Below are 19,947 nucleotides of genomic sequence, written 5' to 3' on the forward strand. Positions count from 1 at the left end.
GATGGTTCTTCGCGCGAACGGCTCACCGGAGTCCGCTCAGGCCACCGGTGTTGCCCTGGACACCGGTGCGAGTGGCGCCGCCGACGGGATGGACGTCGACGGTGTGGTGGCCGCCTACCGCCGTTCCCGGGCCCAGCGTGCGTTGTTCGAGGTGCGCGACGATGGCGTGGGTGCCGGCTACGACGAGTTGATCGACGCCTCGGGCAACGTCCGCCCGGCCTGGCGCGAGTTGGCCGCCGGCGTCGGCGAGCGTGGCCGTGACGGCCTGGACCGGCTGCGTGCCACGGTGCGCGGCCTTGTCGACAACGACGGCATCACCTACATCCAGATGGATCACCACGGGGAGGTGGTCACCGACGACGACGGCACCGCCGTGCCGGGCCCCTGGCATCTCGACGCCGTGCCCCTGGTGCTTTCGGCGACGGACTGGGATTGCCTGGAATCAGGTCTGGTGCAGCGGTCCAGGCTTCTCGATGCGGTACTGACCGATCTGTACGGCGCCCGCCGCTCGCTCACCAGCGGGGTGCTGCCCGCGCCGTTGTTGTTCGGCCATCCCGGATATGTGCGGGCCGCGCGCGGCATCGTGGTGCCCGGACGTCATCAGCTGTTCCTCCACGGATGCGACGTCAGCCGGGGCGACGACGGCGCATTCTTGGTGAATGCGGACTGGACACAGGCGCCCTCAGGTGCCGGCTACGCCCTGGCGGATCGCCGCGTCATCGCGCACGCTGCTCCCGACCTCTACGAACGGGTAGGTCCGCGGCCCTCCTCGCCGTGGGCTCAGGCATTGCGGTTGGCGCTGCTCGACGCGGCTCCGGAGGCCGCCGACGAGCCCATGGTCGTGGTGCTCAGTCCCGGCATCCATTCCGAGACCGCCTTCGACCAGGCCTACCTGGCCGGGGTACTCGGCTTCCCGCTGGTGGAGAGTGCCGATCTGGTGGTCCGCGACGGCACGGTGTGGATGCGGTCGCTGGGCACGCTCAAACGCGTCGATGTGGTGTTGCGTCGAGTCGACGCCGACTATGTGGATCCGCTGGATCTTCGCCCCGATTCCCGGCTCGGCGTGGTGGGGCTGGTCGAGGCGTCGCGGCGCGGTTCGGTGACGGTGGTCAATACCTTGGGCAGCGGAGTTCTCGAAAGTCCCGGGCTGGCACGGTTTCTGCCGGAGCTGGCCGAGCTGTTGCTCGGCGAGAAACCACAGCTGGCCACGGCGCCGATGTACTGGGGCGGAATCGACATCGAGCGCTCTCATCTGCTCACCAAGCTGTCGTCGTTGTTGATCCGGCCGGTGAGCGGCGGTACCACGATTGTCGGGCCGATGCTTGCGGCCGCGGAGCGCGATGAGCTGGCCGCCCGCATCGACGCCGACCCGACTCGGTGGGTAGGGCAGGAACTGCCCCAGTTCTCCACCGCACCAACCAATTACCGGTCCAAGGGGTTGTCGGCAGGAAATGTCGGAATGCGGTTGTTCACCGTGGCTCAGCGCGGCGGATATGCGCCGATGATCGGTGGGCTGGGCTACGTGGTCGCTCACGGGAATGCCGCCTACCGGATGAACACCATTGCCGCCAAGGATGTTTGGGTGAACGCGCCGCAGCGTGTCACCGCCGAGCGGATCCCGCCGGTCTCGGTCGAGCTCGCCTCCGCGATTGCGGTGCCCAGCCCGACCCGGGCGGTCAGCTCGCCCCGCGTGCTCGCCGACCTGTTCTGGATGGGCCGGTATGCCGAACGCGCCGAGAGCATGGCCCGGCTGCTCACCGTCACCCGGGAGCGCTACCACGAGTATCGATACCGACTGGACCTCGATGAAAGCCAGTGTGTTCCGGTACTGCTCGCTGCGGTCGGTTCGATCACGGGAACCGACACCGGTGACTCCGCCGATGCCCACGAGATGATCGCGATCGCCCCGAGCACGTTGTGGTCGGCCACCGCGGACCGGCATCGGTCGGGATCCCTCGCCCAATCGGTGGAGCGGCTCGGGTTGGCGGCCCGGGCGGTACGCGACCAGATGTCCAACGACACCTGGATGGTGCTGGCCGGCGTCGAACGCGCGGTGCTGCGGCCGTCGGCCGCCCCGCCTCAGTCGCCCAATGTCGCGGAGGGATACCTCGCCGCCGCGCACAGCCAGACCCTGGCCGGGATGTTGGCGTTGTCCGGGGTGGCCGCGGAATCGATGGTGCAGGATGTCGGCTGGACCGTGATGGATCTCGGCAAGCGCATCGAGCGCGGGCTGGCGCTGACCGCGCTGCTGCGCGCCACCTTGACTTCGGTGCGCAGTGCGGCGGCCGAACGTGCCGTGGCCGAGTCGGCCCTGGTGGTCTGTGAATCGTCGGTCATCTATCGGCGGCGGAATCCCGGGCTGATCAGCATCGCCGCGATCGCCGAACTGCTGTTGTTCGACGCCGAGAATCCCAGGTCCTTGATCTACCAGTTGGAGCGCATCCGATCCGACCTCAAGCCCCTGCCCGGAGCATCGGGGTCGTCGCGTCCCGAACGACTGATCGACGAACTTGCCACCCGACTGCGCCGCCTGGACCCGGCAGATCTCGAAGAGGTCAGCGAGGACGGGACTCGGGCGGAATTGGCCGGTCTACTCGACGGAGTGCACGCCGGCCTGCGCGATCTCTCGGGTGTCATCACCGCGGCGCACCTGTCGTTGCCCGGTGGGATGCAACCGCTGTGGGGGCCGGACGAGCGGCGGGTGATGCCATGACCGGACCTGCCGGCGCGGCGGGAACCCGCTGTTACGAGATCATTCACCGCACCGTCTATCGCTATTCCGACGATGTCACCAGCTCCTACGGACGCGGTTTCCTCACGCCGCGTGATCTGCCTTGGCAGCGCTGCCTGTCCCACCACCTGACGATCGAGCCGGAGGCGGCAGACAGCTCCACCAGCCGCGACGCGTACGGCAATGTCAGCTCGTATTTCCACGTGACCGAACGCCACCGCACCTTGAGTATCACCGGTGCATCCGTGGTGGAGGTGGAACCGTTTGCACCCGAGCATTATTCAGGTGCTTCTGCCGGGGCGCCGTGGGAGCTGGCCCGCCCGGTCGGCGGTGATGGTGCGCTGGCCGCGGAGTTCACCCTTGACCTCTCACCGCCGGAGATCACCGACGCGGTGCGGGAGTACGCCGCGCCCAGTTTCGTGCCCGGACGACCGTTGATCGAGGTGCTTCGCGAACTGACGTCGCGGATCTACTCCGACTTCACCTACCGGTCGGGTTCGACGACGGTGTCCACCCAGGTGGCCGAGGTGCTGGACGCACGTGAGGGCGTCTGCCAGGACTTCGCCCGTCTGGCGATCGCCTGCCTGCGGGCCAACGGCCTGGCAGCCAGCTATGTCTCGGGGTACCTGGCCACCGATCCGCCACCCGGCAAGGAACGCATGGTCGGAGTCGACGCCACCCACGCCTGGGCGTCGGTGTGGACGCCGCAGAACGTCTGGCTGGGAATGGATCCCACCAACGACCAGATGGTCGACGAGCGCTATATCGTGGCCGGATTCGGCCGTGACTATGCCGACATCCCCCCGCTGCGCGGCATCATCTACACGGACTCTCTCAGCAGCGTGATCGAGGTGTCGGTAGATGTGACACCCTGCCCGCCCGATCGAGAGCCGGTGCTGCATGCGTGATTTCAACTGCCCGAACTGCGGCCAGCGTCTGGCGTTCGAGAACTCGCTGTGCCTGTCATGCCGCAGTGCGCTGGGCTTCTCCCTCGATGACATGGCGCTGTTGGTGATCACCGACACCGAACAGGCCGGCCACGCCGGTGCCGTCGACGAGAAGCAGTACCGGCTGTGCGCGAATCTGCATCTGGCCGAATGTAATTGGCTGGTACGGATCGGCCAGGATCCGTTGTGCGCGTCGTGCAGGCTGACCAGGACCCGGCCCGCAGATGCCGATACCGCGGCGATGACGTCATTCGCCGAGGCCGAGCGGGCCAAGCGCCGACTGATCGCGGAACTACACGAGCTGAAGCTGCCGATCATCGGCCGCGACGAGGATCCGGAATTCGGATTGGCCTTCGACCTGCTCTCCAGCGAATCCGAGAAGGTGTTCACCGGTCACCACAACGGCGTCATCACACTGGATCTCGCCGAAGGCGACGATGTGCACCGCGAGCAGTTGCGGATCGCCATGGACGAGCCGTACCGAACGCTGCTCGGCCATTTCCGCCACGAGATCGGGCACTACTACTTCTATCGTCTGGTGGCGCCGTCACCCGACTACGCTGCGCGATTCACCGAACTGTTCGGAGATCCGGACGCCGACTATCAGGCCGCCTTGGACCGCCACTACGAGGACGGGCCGCCGTCGGGTTGGGAGGACGACTTCGTCTCGTCCTACGCGACGATGCACCCTGCCGAGGACTGGGCCGAAACCTTCGCCCACTATCTGCACATCCGCGACACGCTCGACACCGCAGCGGCTTTTGGATTCGCTCCGGCCGGAGGCATCTTCGGTCGGCGTCTGTTGGGTCCGGCCGCGTTCGACACCATCATCGAAATGTGGCTGCCGCTGGCGTGGTCACTGAACATGGTGAACCGGTCGATGGGCCGTGACGATCTGTACCCGTTCGTGCTGGCACCCGCCGTCCTGGAGAAGATGCGGTTTGTTCACACCGTCATCGACGAGGTCACCGGCGGTTGAGTTCGGCCGCGATCGCGCTGAACATCAGCGACATCTCCAGCGGCAGGGTGTTGAACGCGGGTTCGGCCTGCGGCCAGGTCGACCATTGCACCATCACGAGGTTCTGCCGTTGATCGACCATGATCACCTGCCCGAATATGCCGAGTGCCCAGAGGTTTTCGTCCATGCCGGTAGCTCGGGGCGGCCGCACGTCACCCGCGTCGGCCGCGATGCTGTTGTTCCACCACTGGTACCCGTACGTGCCCTCAGGATGACTCGGCGTCACCGAGCCGCGCGCCGTCGTCCAGGTCCGTGCGTCGCGCACCCAACCGTCGGGCAGCGTCCTCGTGCCGTCGCGCAGTTCACCGTCACGCATCACGAACAGCCCGAAGCGTCCCCAGTCGGTCAACGTGGCGTTGAACCCGTGCCCGCCCATGTCATGGCGCCCGAGCTCGTAGGAATGCCAGACACCGTCATCGGCCATGCCGAACGGCTTCCAGATCTTGTCCTGCAGGTACGTGGCGAGATTGGTGCCCGTGGCCTTCTCCAGCAGGTCACCGAGCAACCAGGCACCGCCCGTGGTGTACGACCAGACCTCGCCCGGTGCGACGCCGGGTTTCCGCTTGAGCCCGTGAACCAGTGAGAACACGCACCGGTAGGTGTCATCAGCCGCTTCGCACGCCGTGAGTTTGGCGAAATCCGAATTCGGGTCCGTGTAGTCCTCGTTCCACGCGATCCCCGAAGTGTGCGTGATGAGCTGGCGCACGGTGACGCCGTCGAACGCGGTGCCGACGAAATCGGGCTCGTACTTGGTCACGGCGTCGTCGAGGGAGGCGATCTTGCCTTCTTTGACTGCGATACCCACGAGCGTGGACACCACGGACTTGCCGACCGACCGCGAGGTCCACAGCGTGGAAGAGTCGTTTCCGGCGCCGTAGTGCTCATAGGCGATCTTGCCGTCCTTGAGCACCAGCATCCCGGTGACACTCTGCCGGTTCAGGTAGTCGTCGAGATCGTGGGTGACGCCGCCGATCGTGTAGGACGCGTCGGTCAGTCGGCGATCGGCCGTGGGCAGTGGGAACGGGTCACCGTGGCGGAACAGATCACCGGGGTAGGCCCGGTAGTCGTTGCGGAACCCGACCACCCGCTCCGATTGATTCCAGGTGAGCATGTCCGCGACGTCCGGCAGATCATGATCGCTCGGCTTGGGGCATACCGTCATTCCCGCGACCCCGCAGTCGGGTTCGGTTCGCGGACTGCACGCGCTCGCCGACACCATCAACATCAGCGCCGACGCAGCGGCGAGCGTGCGAGTTAACAGCACGATCACGATGGTATGTCGCAACCCCGCTGTCGCTGCAGGCGTTTCTAGGATCGCCGCGTGACTGATCGCTACGGTTCCGACATCCTGTCCCGAAACCCACACACCCCGAAGCTGACTCGATCGACCGACCAGCCTGCGGAGAAGGGACTGGTCGTCGAGGACGCCCAGAGCGGTTACGTCGGCGCCGTGGTGCGGATCGAGGGTGGTCGGGTGGAGCTCGAGGACCGCAGGGGCAAGGTGCGGACGTTTCCGATGGGCCCGGGTTTCCTGATCGACGGCAAGCCGGTGAGCCTGGTGGTGCCGAAGCGGACCACCGCACCCGCGCGTACGGCGTCGGGCTCGGTGGCGGTGGCGAATGCCAAGGCCCGGGTCGCGCTGGCCAGCCGGATCTACGTGGAAGGCCGGCACGACGCCGAACTCGTCGAGCAGGTCTGGGGAGCCGATCTGCGCATCGAAGGTGTCGTCGTCGAATACCTGGGCGGCGTCGACGACCTGACCGACATCGTCGCGGAGTTCGCGCCCGGGCCGGGCCGGCGGCTGGGAGTGCTGGTCGATCACCTGGTCACCGGGTCGAAGGAGGCGCGCATCGCCGAGGCGGTGCGGCGCGGCCCCGGCGGTGAGCACACCCTTGTGGTCGGACATCCGTTCGTCGACATCTGGCAGTCCGTCAAACCGGCCCGGCTGGGGATGAAGGCCTGGCCGACGATCCCGCGCAGTGTGGAGTGGAAGCACGGCATCTGCGAGGCGCTGGGCTGGCCGCACCGGGACCAGGCCGACATCGCCCGCGCGTGGCAGCGGATCCGCGGCCGGGTCCGCGACTGGAACGATCTGGAGCCCGCGCTGATCGGCCGGGTCGAGGAACTGATCGATTTCGTCACCGCACCGGCGTAGCCCGTCGTGTCGGCGTGGTAAGCAGAAGGCGTGTCCGACGGTTTGTTCGACGTGCCAGGCGACCCGGGGCCGGGTGACCCCGGCGCGCTTGCCGCGCCCGGCACGGCACCGCTGGCGGTGCGGATGCGCCCGGCCGGCCTCGACGAGGTCGTCGGCCAGTCGCACCTGTTGCAGGCCGGATCGCCCCTACGCCGACTGGTGGAGGGGTCCGGCGCGGCGTCGGTGATCCTGTACGGCCCTCCCGGCACCGGCAAGACCACCCTGGCCTCGCTGATCTCGCAGGCCACCGGCCGCCGGTTCGAGGCGCTCTCGGCGCTGAGCGCCGGCGTCAAAGAGGTCCGCGCCGTGATCGATGTCGCCCGGCGCGCGGCCGTCCACGGCGAACAGACCGTGCTGTTCATCGACGAGGTACACCGCTTCTCCAAGACCCAACAGGATGCGCTGTTGGCGGCGGTGGAGAACCGGGTGGTGCTGCTGGTCGCGGCCACCACGGAGAACCCGTCGTTCTCGGTGGTCGCGCCGCTGCTGTCGCGTTCGTTGATCCTGCAGTTGCAGCCGCTGACCCCGCAGGACATCGAGACGGTGTTACGCCGCGCGATCACCGACCCGCGCGGGCTCGGCGGTGCGGTCGAGGTCACCGACGACGCCGTCGACCTCATGGTGCAGCTCTCCGCCGGGGATGCGCGGCGGGCGCTGACCGCGCTGGAGGTGGCTGCCGAGCCCCGTGAACGGGTCACGGTCGAGACGATCGAACAATCGTTGGACAAGGCCGCCGTGCGGTACGACCGTGACGGCGACCAGCACTACGACGTCGTCAGCGCCTTCATCAAATCGGTGCGCGGATCGGACGTGGACGCGGCGCTGCACTACCTGGCCCGGATGCTGGTGGCGGGGGAGGACCCCCGGTTCGTGGCGCGCCGGTTGATGATCCTGGCCAGTGAGGACATCGGGATGGCCGACCCCACCGCGCTGCAGACCGCGGTCGCCGCTGCCCAGACCGTGCAGCTGATCGGCATGCCTGAGGCGCAGCTGACGTTGGCGCACGCGACCGTGCACCTGGCCACCGCACCCAAGTCCAACGCGGTCACCACCGCATTGGGTGCGGCCATGAACGACATCCGGTCGGGCAAGGCCGGTTTGGTGCCCCCGCATCTGCGGGACGGGCATTACTCGGGAGCGCAGAAGCTCGGCAATGCCGTGGGGTACAAATACGCCCACGATCACCCCGATGGTGTTGTGCCACAACAGTATCCGCCCGACGAGCTGGTGGGGACGGACTATTACCAGCCGACCGGACGTGGATTCGAACGCGAGCTGGTCACCCGGGTGGACAAGCTGCGGGCCATCATCCGCCGCGCCCGCCGCTGACCCTCCCGGACGAAAACCACGGTCCCGGTTGAATATTCAACCGGGACCGTGGTGCGGGGGCAGCTGGTCAGCGCAGCAGACCGGACCGTCGGGTTCCGAGGATGCCGGTCCTCCTGCGTCCCATCAGAGCGGATATCAGGGCCACCCCGAGTGCGGCCACGATGACCTGGACGAGGAGCTCGAGCCAGTCGACGCCGCTGGTCGCCGTCGGGACGCCCATGGCGCGGGCGAGGGCGGTACCGATGAACGCGGAGACGATGCCGACCAGGATCGTCACCAGAATGCCGATGGGTTGTCTGCCGGGAACGATCAGCCGGCCGATCACGCCGACGACAATGCCGATCAGGATCGCGCTGATGATGCCGGTGATGGTCATTTCTCCTCCAGGGCTGTGTTGGGCTGGAGGGGAGATACCCCGGGCGATCACCGTCCAAACGGTGCCGTCAATTCTGGACGCGTTCTCGGTCAGGCCATCTCGGGTACCCGGAGGTGAGCCAGCACGAGTTCGAACTCGCCGACATCGATCTGATCGGCGCTCAGGTCGCGCAGGCGGGCGGTGCGCAACGCCCTGGCCTGATCGCGGTTGTGGTCCATCGCAGCGGCACTCTCGAAGGTGGCCGAGGACACTGCCCGACCAGATCCGCGGTCGAGCATGAGGCTGGCGCTGCAGAAGCCCTCGAGGTCTTCCATCGCAGGCAACACCGAGCTCCGGTAGAAGTCCACGGCCCGGTCGAACAGTTCGGGGCGGGTTCGCAGCCACGTCGCCCGCACACAGGCGCCCGGCCCGGAGTACTGCTCGCGGTGAACCACCGCGATCTCCCATTCGTCGACCGTGGCAGTGCCGGCGAACGTTTCCACCACCCGATGGCGCATCGGCGCTATCGCGGCGGCACTGGCATGCATGGCCTCTTCGGACCGCCACGCCGTCGTGAGGACACACTGGCCTGATTCCCGGTCCACCATCAGCGAAAGGCCGATGCAGCCGTCGACATCGTCGAGAGCAGGCATCACCTCGTCGCGGACATGGGTGATGCCGGCGTCGATCGCCTTGGTGCGCGCCGCGATCGTGGTTGAACGTGCGAACACGATCCACCCCTTCCTGCCAGGGCAGCGCCCCGGTGGCGCCACCGGTTCCACTACCACCATCCTCTGGTGCGCCGGAGGTGGCAATGGGTCGGCGTGTGCCTCGTAGGCTGGGCAGATGGACACCGGCATGATCGACGTGGACACCTCGCGGCGTCGCATCGTCGACCTCACCGACGAGGTACGGCAGTTTTGCGGCGCTCACCGTGACGGCCTGTGCAATGTGTTCGTGCCGCACGCCACCGCGGGCGTGGCCATCATCGAGACGGGTGCCGGCTCGGATGACGATCTGCTCGATACCCTGGAACGGTTGTTGCCGCGCGACGACCGTTACCGGCACAGCCACGGCTCGTTCGGCCATGGCGCAGATCACGTGCTGCCTGCGCTGGTGTCACCGTCGGTGACGTTGCCGGTCCAGGCGGGCCGCCTGCTCCTGGGAACCTGGCAGAGCGTGGTGCTGGTCGATCTGAACCGCGACAACCCGCAGCGCCACGTGCGGCTGAGCTTTCTGGGGGCGTGACGTTCGTCGCCTTTTCGGGGTGAACGCGCAGAACGGTAATGTAAAGCGGTCTAACTGGTAGTTGCCTGCGCAACCCCAGCCACCCACGAACACGAGGACACGAGCAACGTGCAGACACACGAGATCAGGAAGCGCTTCCTCGATCATTTCGTGAAGGCAGGCCACACGGAGGTGCCCAGTGCCTCGGTGATCCTCGACGACCCCAACCTGCTGTTCGTCAACGCCGGCATGGTGCAGTTCGTGCCCTACTTCCTCGGTGCCCGCACCCCGCCGTGGGACCGCGCCACCAGCGTGCAGAAGTGCATCCGGACCCCTGACATCGACGAGGTGGGCATCACCACCCGGCACAACACGTTCTTCCAGATGGCAGGCAACTTCTCGTTCGGTGACTACTTCAAGAAGGGCGCCATCGAGCTGGCCTGGACCCTGCTGACCAACCCGGTCAGTGAGGGTGGCTACGGATTCGACCCGGAAAGACTGTGGGCAACGGTCTATCTGGACGACGACGAGGCAATCCAACTGTGGCAGGAAGTCGCCGGGCTGCCGCTCGAGCGCATCCAGCGCCGCGGCATGGCCGACAACTACTGGTCGATGGGCATCCCCGGGCCGTGCGGCCCGTGTTCGGAGATCTACTACGACCGCGGCCCCGAATACGGGATCGAGGGCGGGCCGGAGGCCAACGAGGACCGCTACATCGAGATCTGGAATCTCGTGTTCATGCAGAACGAGCGCGGTGAGGGCACCTCGAAGGACGACTTCGAGATCCTCGGCCCGCTGCCGCGCAAGAACATCGACACCGGTATGGGCGTCGAACGCATCGCGTGCCTGTTGCAGGACGTGGACAACGTCTACGAGACCGACCTGGTGCGTCCGGTGATCGATCTGGTCGCCGGGATCGCCCCGCGCGGATACGGCGCAGGCAACCACGAGGACGACGTCCGCTACCGCATCATCGGCGACCACAGCCGCACCGCGGCCATCATCATCGGCGACGGGGTCAGCCCCGGCAACGAGGGCCGCGGTTACGTGCTGCGCCGCCTGCTGCGCCGCATCATCCGCGCGGCCAAACTGCTCGGCGTCGAGGAGCCCATCATGGGCCGGCTGATGTCCACGGTGCGCGACGAGATGGGCCCGTCGTACCCGGAGCTGGTCACCGACTTCGAGCGCATCAACCGGATCGCCGTCGCCGAGGAGACCGCGTTCAACCGGACCCTCGTCGCCGGCTCGAAGCTGTTCGACGACGCCGCCGCCAAGACGAAGCGCGCGGGAGCCTCCAAGCTGTCCGGCGACGACGCATTTACCCTGCACGACACCTACGGCTTCCCGATCGACCTCACGCTGGAGATGGCCGCCGAGGCCGGCCTCTCCGTGGATGAGCAGGGCTTCCGGTCGTTGATGGCAGAGCAGCGTCAGCGCGCCAAGGCCGATGCCGCCGCGCGCAAGCAGGCCCACACCGATCTGTCCGCATACCGCGAGCTGGTCGACGCCGGGCCCACCGAGTTCACCGGCTTCGACGAATTGTCCACTGAAGCAAGGATTCTCGGCATCTTCGTGGACGGCAAGCGGGTGCCCGTGGTGACCCACGAAGGCCTGGACGCCGATCGCGTCGAACTCATCCTGGATCGCACGCCGTTCTATGCCGAGGCCGGCGGCCAGATCGCCGACGAGGGTGCGATCACCGGCACAGGCGCCTCGGGCGCTGCGAAGGCCGCCGTCACGGACGTGCAGAAGATCGCCAAAACCCTGTGGGCGCACCGGATCAACGTGGAGTCCGGAGAGTTCGTCGAGGGCGACACCGTCACCGCCGCCGTCGATCCGAAGTGGCGTCGCGGTGCCACGCAGGGACACTCCGGTACCCACATGGTGCACGCCGCGCTGCGACAGGTGCTGGGCCCCACCGCCGTTCAGGCCGGTTCGCTGAACCGGCCCGGCTACCTGCGGTTCGACTTCAACTGGCAGGGCGCGCTCACCGAAGACCAGCGCACCCGGATTGAAGAAGTCACCAACGAGGCCGTCGAGGCCGACTACCAGGTGAACACGTTCGTCACCGCGCTCGACAAGGCCAAGGCGATGGGCGCGATGGCGATGTTCGGCGAGAACTACCCGGACCAGGTCCGGGTGGTCGAGATCGGCGGCCCGTTCTCACTGGAACTCTGCGGTGGTACGCACGTACACAACTCGGCCCAGATCGGCCCGGTGACCATCCTCGGTGAATCCTCGGTCGGCTCGGGTGTGCGCCGGGTTGAGGCCTACGTAGGGCTGGAGTCCTTCCGCCACCTGGCCAAGGAACGGGCCCTCATGGCCGGGCTGGCCTCGTCGCTCAAGGTGCCCTCCGAAGAGGTGCCGGCTCGCGTCGCGAACCTGGTGGAACGTCTCAAGGCCGCCGAGAAGGAACTCGACAAGGCCCGGTTGGCCAACGCCAGGGCCGCGGCGGCCAATGCCGCTGCTGGCGCCGAGACCATCGGCAAGGTACGGGTGGTCGCCCAACGCATGGCCGGCGGCATGTCGGCCGGTGACCTGCGCAGCCTGGTCGGCGACATCAAGGGCAAGCTCGGCTCGGACCCGGGCGTGGTTGCGCTGATCGCCGAGGGCGAGGACGACGCGGTGCCGTTCGTGGTGGCGGTCAACCCGGCTGCTCAGGATCTCGGCCTGCGCGCCAACGAACTCGTGAAGCAGTTCGGCGCGGCGGTCAACGGCCGCGGGGGCGGCAAGGCGGACATGGCACAAGGTTCCGGTAAGGGGGCGGCGGGTATCGACGCGGCATTGGCCGCGCTGCGCGCCGAGATCGGCCGGGGCTAGCTTCGTGTCCGACACGGTCGACGACCGGCTACCGGACCGCCCAGGGGACGATGACCCCGGACGTGGCCGGCGCATCGGCGTCGACGTCGGCACCGTGCGGATCGGTGTGGCCAGTTGCGATCCAGACGGGATACTGGCGACCCCGGTCGAGACCGTTCAGCGGGACAAGCGCGACCGGTCGGGCAAACATCTGCGCAGACTGGTGGCGCTGATCGGCGAGTACGAGGCCGTCGAGGTCGTCGTCGGACTGCCGCGCACGCTCGCCGACCGGGCCGGCAGCTCGGCCGTCGACGCCATCGAACTCGCGGATCTGCTGGCCCGCCGGATCGCTCCGATACCGGTGCGGTTGGCTGACGAGCGGCTCACTACTGTGTCGGCGCAACGGTCTTTGCGCGAAGCGGGCGTTCGGGCAAAGGGACAGAAGGCGATGATCGACCAGGCCGCTGCGGTTGGCATTCTGCAGTCCTGGCTGGATCAGCGGCGTGCGGCTCTGGCTGCGCGCGGAGAGGGCATGGATGGCTGAGAAGTGGGGTGCCGACAAGGCCAAGCCCGAGGTGGTCGGACCACCGCGCCGCGGGCTGAGCAAGGCCGAGCGGGCCCGCAAAGCCCGCAAGGACCGGAAGCGACGCACCACCAGGGGCTTCTCTCTCGCCGTGCTCATCATGGTGGTGATCGGTGCGGTGTTCCTGGGGTCCAAGCTGTGGCACAGCATGTCCGGCAGCTCCGGCGACTATGCGGGCGACGGGGTTGCCGATGTCGTCATCCAGGTCCACGACGGCGATTCAACGACAGCCATCGCCAAGACCTTGCAGGACAAGAAGGTGGTCGCCACGGTCAAGGTGTTCGTCGAGGCAGCCCACAAGAATGAGGCGATCTCGGCGATCCAGCCCGGGTTCTACAAGTTGCGTACCGAGATTCCGGCGGCCAATGCCGTTGAACGCCTGGCTGATCCGGAGAACCGGGTGGGCAAACTCACCATCCCGGAGGGGCGCCAGCTCGACGACACCGCCGATGTGAAGACCAAGGCCGTCACCGAAGGCATCTTCACGCTGATCTCCCAGGCCTCCTGCGTCGAACTCGACGGCGAGAAGCGGTGTGTGCCGGTCGATGAGCTCCGGGCCGCTGCGCAATCGGCACCGGCGGCCGCGTTGGCGGTACCCGAATGGGCGGCTGCTCCCGTTGCGGCGATGCCCAACGATCACCGGCGGCTGGAGGGGCTGATCGCGCCCGGCACCTGGAATGTCGACCCCGCGGGGACACCGCAGGACATCCTCTCGACCCTGATCGGCGGCAGCGCCACCGTCTACACCCAGAGCGGTCTGCTCGACACCGCCGCGGCCATGCAGATGTCGCCGTATCAGATCCTCACCGTCGGATCCCTGGTACAACGCGAAGCCAAGCCACAGGACTTCGACAAGGTTGCCCGGGTGATCTACAACCGGCTGGCCGAACACCGCAAGCTGGAGTTCGACTCGACCGTGAACTACCCGCTGGACCGCCAGGAAGTGGCGACCACCGATGACGACCGCGCCAAGACCACTCCGTGGAATACCTATATGAGTCAAGGGCTTCCGCAGACACCGATCTGCTCGCCGGGCACTGACGCACTGGCCGCGGCCGAGCATCCGGCGGCAGGGGACTGGTTGTACTTCGTGACCATCGACCTGCAGGGCACCACGCTGTTCACCCGTGACTACGACCAGCATCTGGCGAACATCGAACAGGCGCAGCACAACGGTGTCCTCGACAGTGCCAGGTAGGTCAGACAGCGGAGACCGGCGCGCGGCCGTCCTGGGCTCGCCGATCACGCACTCACGCTCGCCGCAGCTGCACCTCGCTGCCTACCGGGCGCTGGGGCTGACGTCGTGGACGTACGAGCGCATCGAGTGCACCGCCGAACAACTGCCGGGCCTCGTCGGCGCGCTCGGCCCGGAATGGGTCGGGCTGTCGGTCACCATGCCCGGCAAGTTCGCTGCCCTGGAATTCGCCGATCAACGCACCGACCGCGCCCAGCTGGTGGGCTCGGCCAACACCCTGGTCCGGATGCCGACCGGTGGCTGGCGAGCCGACAACACCGATGTCGACGGGGTCACCGGAGCGCTCGGCACGGCCGGCGACTCGGCTTTGGTCATCGGATCCGGTGGCACTGCCCCGGCCGCAGTGGTCGCCCTGGCCGAACTCGGCGTGCAGCAGATCACCATCGTGGCGCGCGACGAGGGCAAGGCCTCGAGGCTGGTCGATCTGGCCGGTCGCTGCGGGGCGCACAGCAGTTGGTGCGACATCGGCGGTGCAGCTCTGACCGATGCGGTGGCCGGCGCGGACTCGGCAGTCAGCACCATTCCGGCCGACGCGGCAGCGGCCTACGCAGACAAGCTGGCTCGAGTGCCGCGCGTACTCGACGCGATCTACGATCCGTGGCCCACGCCACTGGCCAAAGCTGTCGAGGCGGCGGGCGGCGAGGCGATCAACGGGCTGCAGATGCTGCTGAACCAGGCCTTCGCTCAGGTGGAACAGTTCACCGGGATGCCCGCTCCCAAAGAGGCGATGCGCGCCGCACTGGGCTGAGCCCTCGCTCGTAGGGTGGCGAACATGATCCAGACAGGCCAACCGCCCCGTGTCGGTGTGGTGTTCCGCCCCGACCGCTCACCCGCGAGCCTGCCCCGCACCGCGGCTGCCGCACAACGAGCCGGTATCGACGAACTCTGGCTGTGGGAAGACTGTTTCATGCAGGGCGGCATCGCGCAGGCCGCGGTTGCGCTCGCCTGCAGCGACACGCTGACCGTGGGGATCGGTGTGCTCCCGGCACCGTTGCGCAACGTGGTGTCCACCGCGATGGAGCTCGCGACCCTGGCCACGATCTACCCCGGCCGCGTCCGGGTGGGTATCGGTCACGGCGTGCAGGCCTGGATGCGCCAGGCCGGGGCCGCGGTGCCGTCACCGCTCACGCTCTTGCGCGAATACCACGCTGCGCTCAGGCGACTGCTCGCCGGCCAATCGGTCAGTACCGACGGCCGCTTCGTGCATCTCGATGATGTGCAACTGGATTGGGTTCCGCCTCAACGCGTTCCGTTGCTCATCGGCGGTACCGGGCCGAAGACGCTGCGGCTCGCCGGCGAGATCGCCGACGGTGTGATCATCGACAGCACCAACACGCCGGACTCTGCGGGTGAATCGCTCGGTCATGTCGCTGCCGGGCTGGCCGAGCGGGACAGTGCGACGGAATTCGCGGCTGTGCAGTACCTGGCGTGTGTTCCGGGTGCGGACGGACGGCGACGTCTCGACGAGGAGGCCGCCAAGCGTGGTCTGGCAGCCGGTTACGGCGTCGGCGGATCCGTCGACCAGATCGTCGCCGGTATCGCCGGTTACGCCGCCCAGACCGTGGTGCTCCAGCCGTTGGGGTCAGACGTCGATTTCGACAGCTTCGCCCAAACGGCGGGTGCGGTGGGGGCCGCGCAGCGCGCGGGCTGACCCGCAAAAGAAGCGCGTTGGCGGGCCGGCGGCCGCGCTTAGCCTCGACTGATGGGGGTAGGGATAGCCGCCGTCGTGGTGGTCTGGCTCCTTGCACTGAGCGGCTACGACGTCCGGGAACGCCGGCTGCCGAATTGGCTGACACTGCCGGGCGCGGTACTGATCACGGTTGTGGCGGCGGTGGCCGGGCGCGGTGGCGCCGCGCTGGCCGGGGCGCTGACGTTGTCTGTGCTGTATCTGGTGATGCACCTGGTGGCGCCCCGGTCGCTGGGCGGGGGAGACGTCAAACTCGCCATCGGGCTGGGGGCGATGACCGGTGCGTTCGGTATCGATGTGTGGCTGCTCGCCGCGCTGGCCGCACCCCTGCTCACCGCGGGCCTGGCCCTCGGGGCAGCCATGCGTGGTATCCGCACCGTGCCGCACGGACCGTCGATGTGCGCGGCCAGTGCCGTCGCGGTCGCTCTGGTGCTGGTGTAGCCGACGGCCGAATTGGTGCGAATGACCCGAGAATTTCGTGGTTACGCTCATCACCGGTAATCAGTCGTCCCGGGGGGTTCGCGTGTCACAACCACACTGGCAGCAGGCCGCGCCGCAGTATCCGCCGCCGCCCACGGTCCCGGTGTTCCGAGTGGAGACGACTCGGCACACCGGTCTGCTGGTCTTGTGGTTCAACCAGACCCGCGTGGTGACCGGAACCGCCGAACAGTGCGAGGCCGCATTGACCAGCGCCCAGCGGCACAATCTCGTCCTGGGTTGGTGGAGCTTCCTGTCGATCCTGTTCATGAACTGGCTCTCGTTGCTGAGCAACGCGGGTGCGCGGTCCACCCTGCGCAAGGAAGTCGAACAGGCGCAGGCCTACGCACAGTGGTGGTACCAGTACGGCCGGCACCAAAACGGATCGCAGCAGCCGCAACAGCGGTAGGTCGTGTCACGAGTGACCACGGATTTCGGGAGGCAAACCCCGACGTGGGAGAATGACAGCCGTGTTGCGATGGACCACAGCTGGTGAATCCCACGGCCGCGCCCTGGTGGCCATGCTCGAAGGGATGGTTGCCGGCGTGCCCATCACCTCAGAGGAGATCGGGGCGCAGCTCAAGCGTCGTCGACTCGGCTACGGCCGGGGCGCCCGGATGAAGTTCGAAAAGGATCAGGTCACCATGCTGGCCGGGGTGCGTCACGGCACCACCCTGGGCGGGCCGATCGCCATCGAGATCGGCAACACCGAATGGCCCAAGTGGGAGACGGTGATGTCTCCGGACCCGGTCGATGAAGCCGAGCTTGCCGCAGAAGGTGCAGCGCGCAATGCCCCGCTGACCCGTCCGCGACCGGGCCATGCCGACTACGCGGGCATGCTCAAGTACGGCTTCGACGATGCCCGCCCCGTGCTGGAACGCGCCAGCGCCCGCGAGACTGCGGCGCGCGTGGCGGCCGGCACCGTGGCCCGTGCCTTCCTGCGGGCTGCGCTCGGCGTGGAGGTCGTCTCGCACGTCATCTCCATCGGCGCGTCAAAGCCCTACGACGGACCTCCGCCGCAGTTCTCCGACCTGGAGGCGATCGACGACAGCCCGGTCCGGGCCTTCGACAAGGACGCCGAGGCCGCGATGATCGCCGAGATCGAGGACGCCAAGAAGGACGGTGACACCCTCGGCGGCGTCGTCGAGGTCGTCGTCGCGGGTCTGCCGATCGGGTTGGGCTCGTTCACCAGTGGTGACAACCGACTCGACAGCCAACTGGCCGCCGCAGTCATGGGCATCCAGGCGATCAAGGGCGTGGAGATCGGCGACGGCTTCGAGACCGCGCGCCGGCGAGGCAGCGTTGCCCACGACGAGATGTACCCCGGCCCCGACGGGGTCTTGCGCTCGACCAACCGGGCCGGAGGTCTGGAAGGCGGCATGACCAACGGCCAGGCGCTGCGGGTCCGCGCCGCGATGAAGCCGATCTCGACCGTCCCGCGGGCGCTGGCCACCGTCGACATGGCCACCGGTGAAGAGGCCGTCGCCATTCACCAGCGTTCCGACGTGTGCGCGGTGCCTGCCGCCGGTGTGGTGGTGGAGACCATGGTGGCGCTGGTGGTGGCCCGCGCCGTGCTGGAGAAGTTCGGTGGGGACTCGCTGACCGAGACCCGCGCCAACATCGACGCCTACCTGCGGGCCGTCGCCGAGCGCGAGCCGGCGGCGCAGGCCCTGGGCTGATGGCCCCCAAGGCGGTACTGATCGGCCTGCCAGGTTCGGGCAAGTCGACCATCGGCCGCCGGCTGGCCAAGGCGCTGAACCTCACGATGCTCGACACCGACGCCGCAATCGAGGAGACCACCGGCCGCACCATCGCCGACATCTTCGCCACCGACGGTGAGGCAGAGTTCCGTCGTATCGAAGAAGAGGTCATCCGCTCGGCGCTGTCCACCCACGACGGTGTGCTGTCTCTGGGCGGCGGCGCGGTGACCACCTCGGGGGTGCGAGCGGCTCTGGCCGGGCACACCGTGGTGTACCTGGAGATCAGCGCCGCCGAGGGGGTACGCCGAACCGGTGGTTCCACCGTCCGCCCGCTGCTGGCCGGCCCCGACCGGGCCGAGAAGTACCGCGCCCTGATGTCCGAGCGGGTGCCGCTCTACCGTCGGGTCGCGACCATGCGGATCAACACCAACCGGCGCAACCCCGGGGCGGTGGTGCGCAGCATTGTCACGCGACTGGAAAACCCGCCGGTCCAGAAACAGCCCCAGAAGCAACAGGGCCAGACGGCGCGGACCACCAAGCGGCGCCGGCGTCGCCCGCCGTGGCGGCGTGGTGCGGCATCCGCACCGTCCTCGTCCGGTTCCGAGGCCACCGGCGGCAAGGCCCCGGCCACTACTTCCGATACTGAATCTGCAGCCATACCCACCCCCGCGGCCCTGGCCGCTCGCAACGCGGAGCGACATGATGACTGACCCGGTAATCGTCGAGGTACTGGTGGACCGGCCCTACCCGGTCATCATCGGAACCGGCTTGCTCGGCGAGTTGGGAAACACGCTCGAGGGCCGTCACAAGGTGGCGATCCTGCACCAGCCCGTGCTGACCCAGACCGCCGAAGCTGTCCGGCAACACCTGGCAGACAAGGGAATTGATGCTCACCGCATCGAGATTCCGGATGCCGAGGCGGGCAAGGAGCTGCCCGTCGTCGGCTACATCTGGGAAGTGCTGGGGCGCATCGGTATTGGCCGCAAGGACGCCGTCGTCAGCCTCGGTGGGGGAGCGGCCACCGACGTCGCGGGCTTTGCTGCGGCCACCTGGCTGCGCGGTGTCGACATCGTGCACGTGCCCACCACGCTGCTCGGCATGGTCGACGCGGCGGTGGGCGGCAAGACCGGGATCAACACCGACGCCGGCAAGAACCTCGTCGGCGCGTTCCATCAACCGGCTGCGGTCCTGGTGGACCTCGCGACGCTGGAAACCTTGCCGCGCAACGAGATCATCGCGGGAATGGCTGAGATCGTGAAGGCCGGTTTCATCGCCGACCCGGTGATCCTCGATCTGATCGAGGCCGATCCGGAAGCGGCCCTGGATCCAGCCGGCACCGTCCTGCCCGAACTGATCCGTCGGGCCATCACAGTCAAGGCCGAGGTGGTTGCTGCAGACGAACGTGAATCGCAGTTGCGGGAGATCCTCAACTACGGCCACACCCTCGCACACGCCATCGAGCGTCGTGAGCGGTACAAGTGGCGTCACGGTGCCGCCGTGTCGGTGGGATTGGTGTTCGCGGCCGAATTGGGCCGGTTGGCCGGACGTCTCGACGACAAGACGGCCGAGCGGCACCGCTCGGTGCTGACCGCACTCGGGTTGCCTGTCAGCTACGACGGCGATGCCCTGCCCCAGCTGATGGACT

19 protein-coding genes are annotated in these 19,947 nt (G+C 67.7%); 16 read left to right on the plus strand and 3 right to left on the minus strand.

The annotated features are described in order from the left end of the window. The first annotated feature begins 1 nt into the window (after position 1). Genes A5779_RS28330 through A5779_RS28340 form a run of 3 tightly spaced genes read left to right on the plus strand, consistent with a single transcriptional unit; the run spans position 2 to position 4,657 of the window. Positions 2-2,713, plus strand: a complete 2,712-nt coding sequence (locus A5779_RS28330; RefSeq protein ID WP_064887054.1) for a circularly permuted type 2 ATP-grasp protein — start codon at positions 2-4, stop codon at positions 2,711-2,713. Beyond that, a complete protein-coding gene (locus tag A5779_RS28335) occupies positions 2,710-3,639 on the plus strand; it encodes a transglutaminase family protein (RefSeq protein WP_064887055.1) in 930 nt (309 codons plus the stop codon). The genes A5779_RS28330 and A5779_RS28335 overlap by 4 nt, the downstream gene beginning before the upstream one ends. Continuing rightward, positions 3,632-4,657 (plus strand): zinc-binding metallopeptidase family protein, encoded by a 1,026-nt coding sequence (locus A5779_RS28340; RefSeq protein ID WP_064887056.1) that lies wholly within the window; start codon positions 3,632-3,634, stop codon positions 4,655-4,657. The genes A5779_RS28335 and A5779_RS28340 overlap by 8 nt, the downstream gene beginning before the upstream one ends. Here A5779_RS28340 and A5779_RS28345 read toward each other — a convergent pair. Then, a complete protein-coding gene (locus A5779_RS28345) occupies positions 4,644-5,960 on the minus strand; it encodes a serine hydrolase domain-containing protein (protein ID WP_207549131.1) in 1,317 nt (438 codons plus the stop codon). The two genes, A5779_RS28340 and A5779_RS28345, sit on opposite strands and share 14 nt — an antisense overlap. A 57-nt stretch (positions 5,961-6,017) precedes the next feature. Here A5779_RS28345 and A5779_RS28350 point away from each other — a divergent pair, with 57 nt between their 5' ends. Continuing rightward, complete coding sequence (locus tag A5779_RS28350) at positions 6,018-6,851, plus strand: DUF3097 domain-containing protein (protein WP_064887057.1); 834 nt, start codon at positions 6,018-6,020, stop codon at positions 6,849-6,851. 30 nt (positions 6,852-6,881) lie between these two features. Then, the gene (locus A5779_RS28355) at positions 6,882-8,219 is read left to right on the plus strand and encodes a replication-associated recombination protein A (RefSeq protein WP_064887058.1); all 1,338 of its coding nucleotides are present in this window, start codon (positions 6,882-6,884) and stop codon (positions 8,217-8,219) included. A gap of 67 nt (positions 8,220-8,286) precedes the next feature. Here A5779_RS28355 and A5779_RS28360 read toward each other — a convergent pair whose 3' ends face one another. Both A5779_RS28360 and A5779_RS28365 read right to left on the minus strand, forming a co-directional pair. Next, the gene (locus A5779_RS28360) at positions 8,287-8,595 is read right to left on the minus strand and encodes a GlsB/YeaQ/YmgE family stress response membrane protein (protein ID WP_064887059.1); all 309 of its coding nucleotides are present in this window, start codon (positions 8,593-8,595) and stop codon (positions 8,287-8,289) included. Positions 8,596-8,684: 89 nt separating this feature from the next. Beyond that, positions 8,685-9,305, minus strand: a complete 621-nt coding sequence (locus A5779_RS28365) for an antibiotic biosynthesis monooxygenase (protein WP_064887060.1) — start codon at positions 9,303-9,305, stop codon at positions 8,685-8,687. Positions 9,306-9,420: 115 nt separating this feature from the next. Between A5779_RS28365 and A5779_RS28370 the strand changes: the two genes are divergently transcribed. From A5779_RS28370 to aroB, 11 genes are all read left to right on the plus strand, one after another. Further along, positions 9,421-9,822 (plus strand): secondary thiamine-phosphate synthase enzyme YjbQ, encoded by a 402-nt coding sequence (locus A5779_RS28370; protein WP_064887061.1) that lies wholly within the window; start codon positions 9,421-9,423, stop codon positions 9,820-9,822. Between the two features lie 108 nt (positions 9,823-9,930). Then, a complete protein-coding gene (gene alaS, locus A5779_RS28375) occupies positions 9,931-12,621 on the plus strand; it encodes an alanine--tRNA ligase (RefSeq protein ID WP_064887062.1) in 2,691 nt (896 codons plus the stop codon). A 4-nt stretch (positions 12,622-12,625) separates the two neighbouring features. Further along, entirely contained in the window at positions 12,626-13,144 is a 519-nt protein-coding gene (gene ruvX / locus A5779_RS28380; protein ID WP_055113549.1) for a Holliday junction resolvase RuvX, read from the plus strand. Continuing rightward, a complete protein-coding gene (locus tag A5779_RS28385; RefSeq protein WP_064887063.1) occupies positions 13,137-14,381 on the plus strand; it encodes an endolytic transglycosylase MltG in 1,245 nt (414 codons plus the stop codon). The genes ruvX and A5779_RS28385 overlap by 8 nt, the downstream gene beginning before the upstream one ends. After that, positions 14,371-15,186, plus strand: a complete 816-nt coding sequence (locus tag A5779_RS28390; protein WP_064887064.1) for a shikimate dehydrogenase — start codon at positions 14,371-14,373, stop codon at positions 15,184-15,186. Before A5779_RS28385 ends, A5779_RS28390 begins: the two co-directional genes overlap by 11 nt. A gap of 24 nt (positions 15,187-15,210) precedes the next feature. After that, positions 15,211-16,089: an LLM class flavin-dependent oxidoreductase gene (locus tag A5779_RS28395; RefSeq protein ID WP_064887073.1), complete on the plus strand. Its 879-nt coding sequence runs from the start codon at positions 15,211-15,213 to the stop codon at positions 16,087-16,089. Positions 16,090-16,140: 51 nt separating this feature from the next. After that, positions 16,141-16,566 (plus strand): A24 family peptidase, encoded by a 426-nt coding sequence (locus tag A5779_RS28400; protein WP_064887065.1) that lies wholly within the window; start codon positions 16,141-16,143, stop codon positions 16,564-16,566. Positions 16,567-16,648: 82 nt separating this feature from the next. After that, positions 16,649-17,011: a hypothetical protein gene (locus tag A5779_RS28405; protein ID WP_064887066.1), complete on the plus strand. Its 363-nt coding sequence runs from the start codon at positions 16,649-16,651 to the stop codon at positions 17,009-17,011. Between the two features lie 61 nt (positions 17,012-17,072). Continuing rightward, the gene (gene aroC, locus A5779_RS28410) at positions 17,073-18,281 is read left to right on the plus strand and encodes a chorismate synthase (protein WP_064887074.1); all 1,209 of its coding nucleotides are present in this window, start codon (positions 17,073-17,075) and stop codon (positions 18,279-18,281) included. Next, a complete protein-coding gene (locus tag A5779_RS28415; protein ID WP_064887067.1) occupies positions 18,281-19,012 on the plus strand; it encodes a shikimate kinase in 732 nt (243 codons plus the stop codon). Before aroC ends, A5779_RS28415 begins: the two co-directional genes overlap by 1 nt. Beyond that, positions 19,005-19,947 (plus strand): 3-dehydroquinate synthase (gene aroB / locus A5779_RS28420; protein WP_064887068.1); only part of this gene is annotated, 943 nt, incomplete at its 3' end. The genes A5779_RS28415 and aroB, both read left to right, overlap by 8 nt.

It is taken from the genome of Mycolicibacterium peregrinum, assembly GCF_001665625.1.
In the GTDB taxonomy this organism is placed as follows: domain Bacteria; phylum Actinomycetota; class Actinomycetes; order Mycobacteriales; family Mycobacteriaceae; genus Mycobacterium; species Mycobacterium peregrinum_B.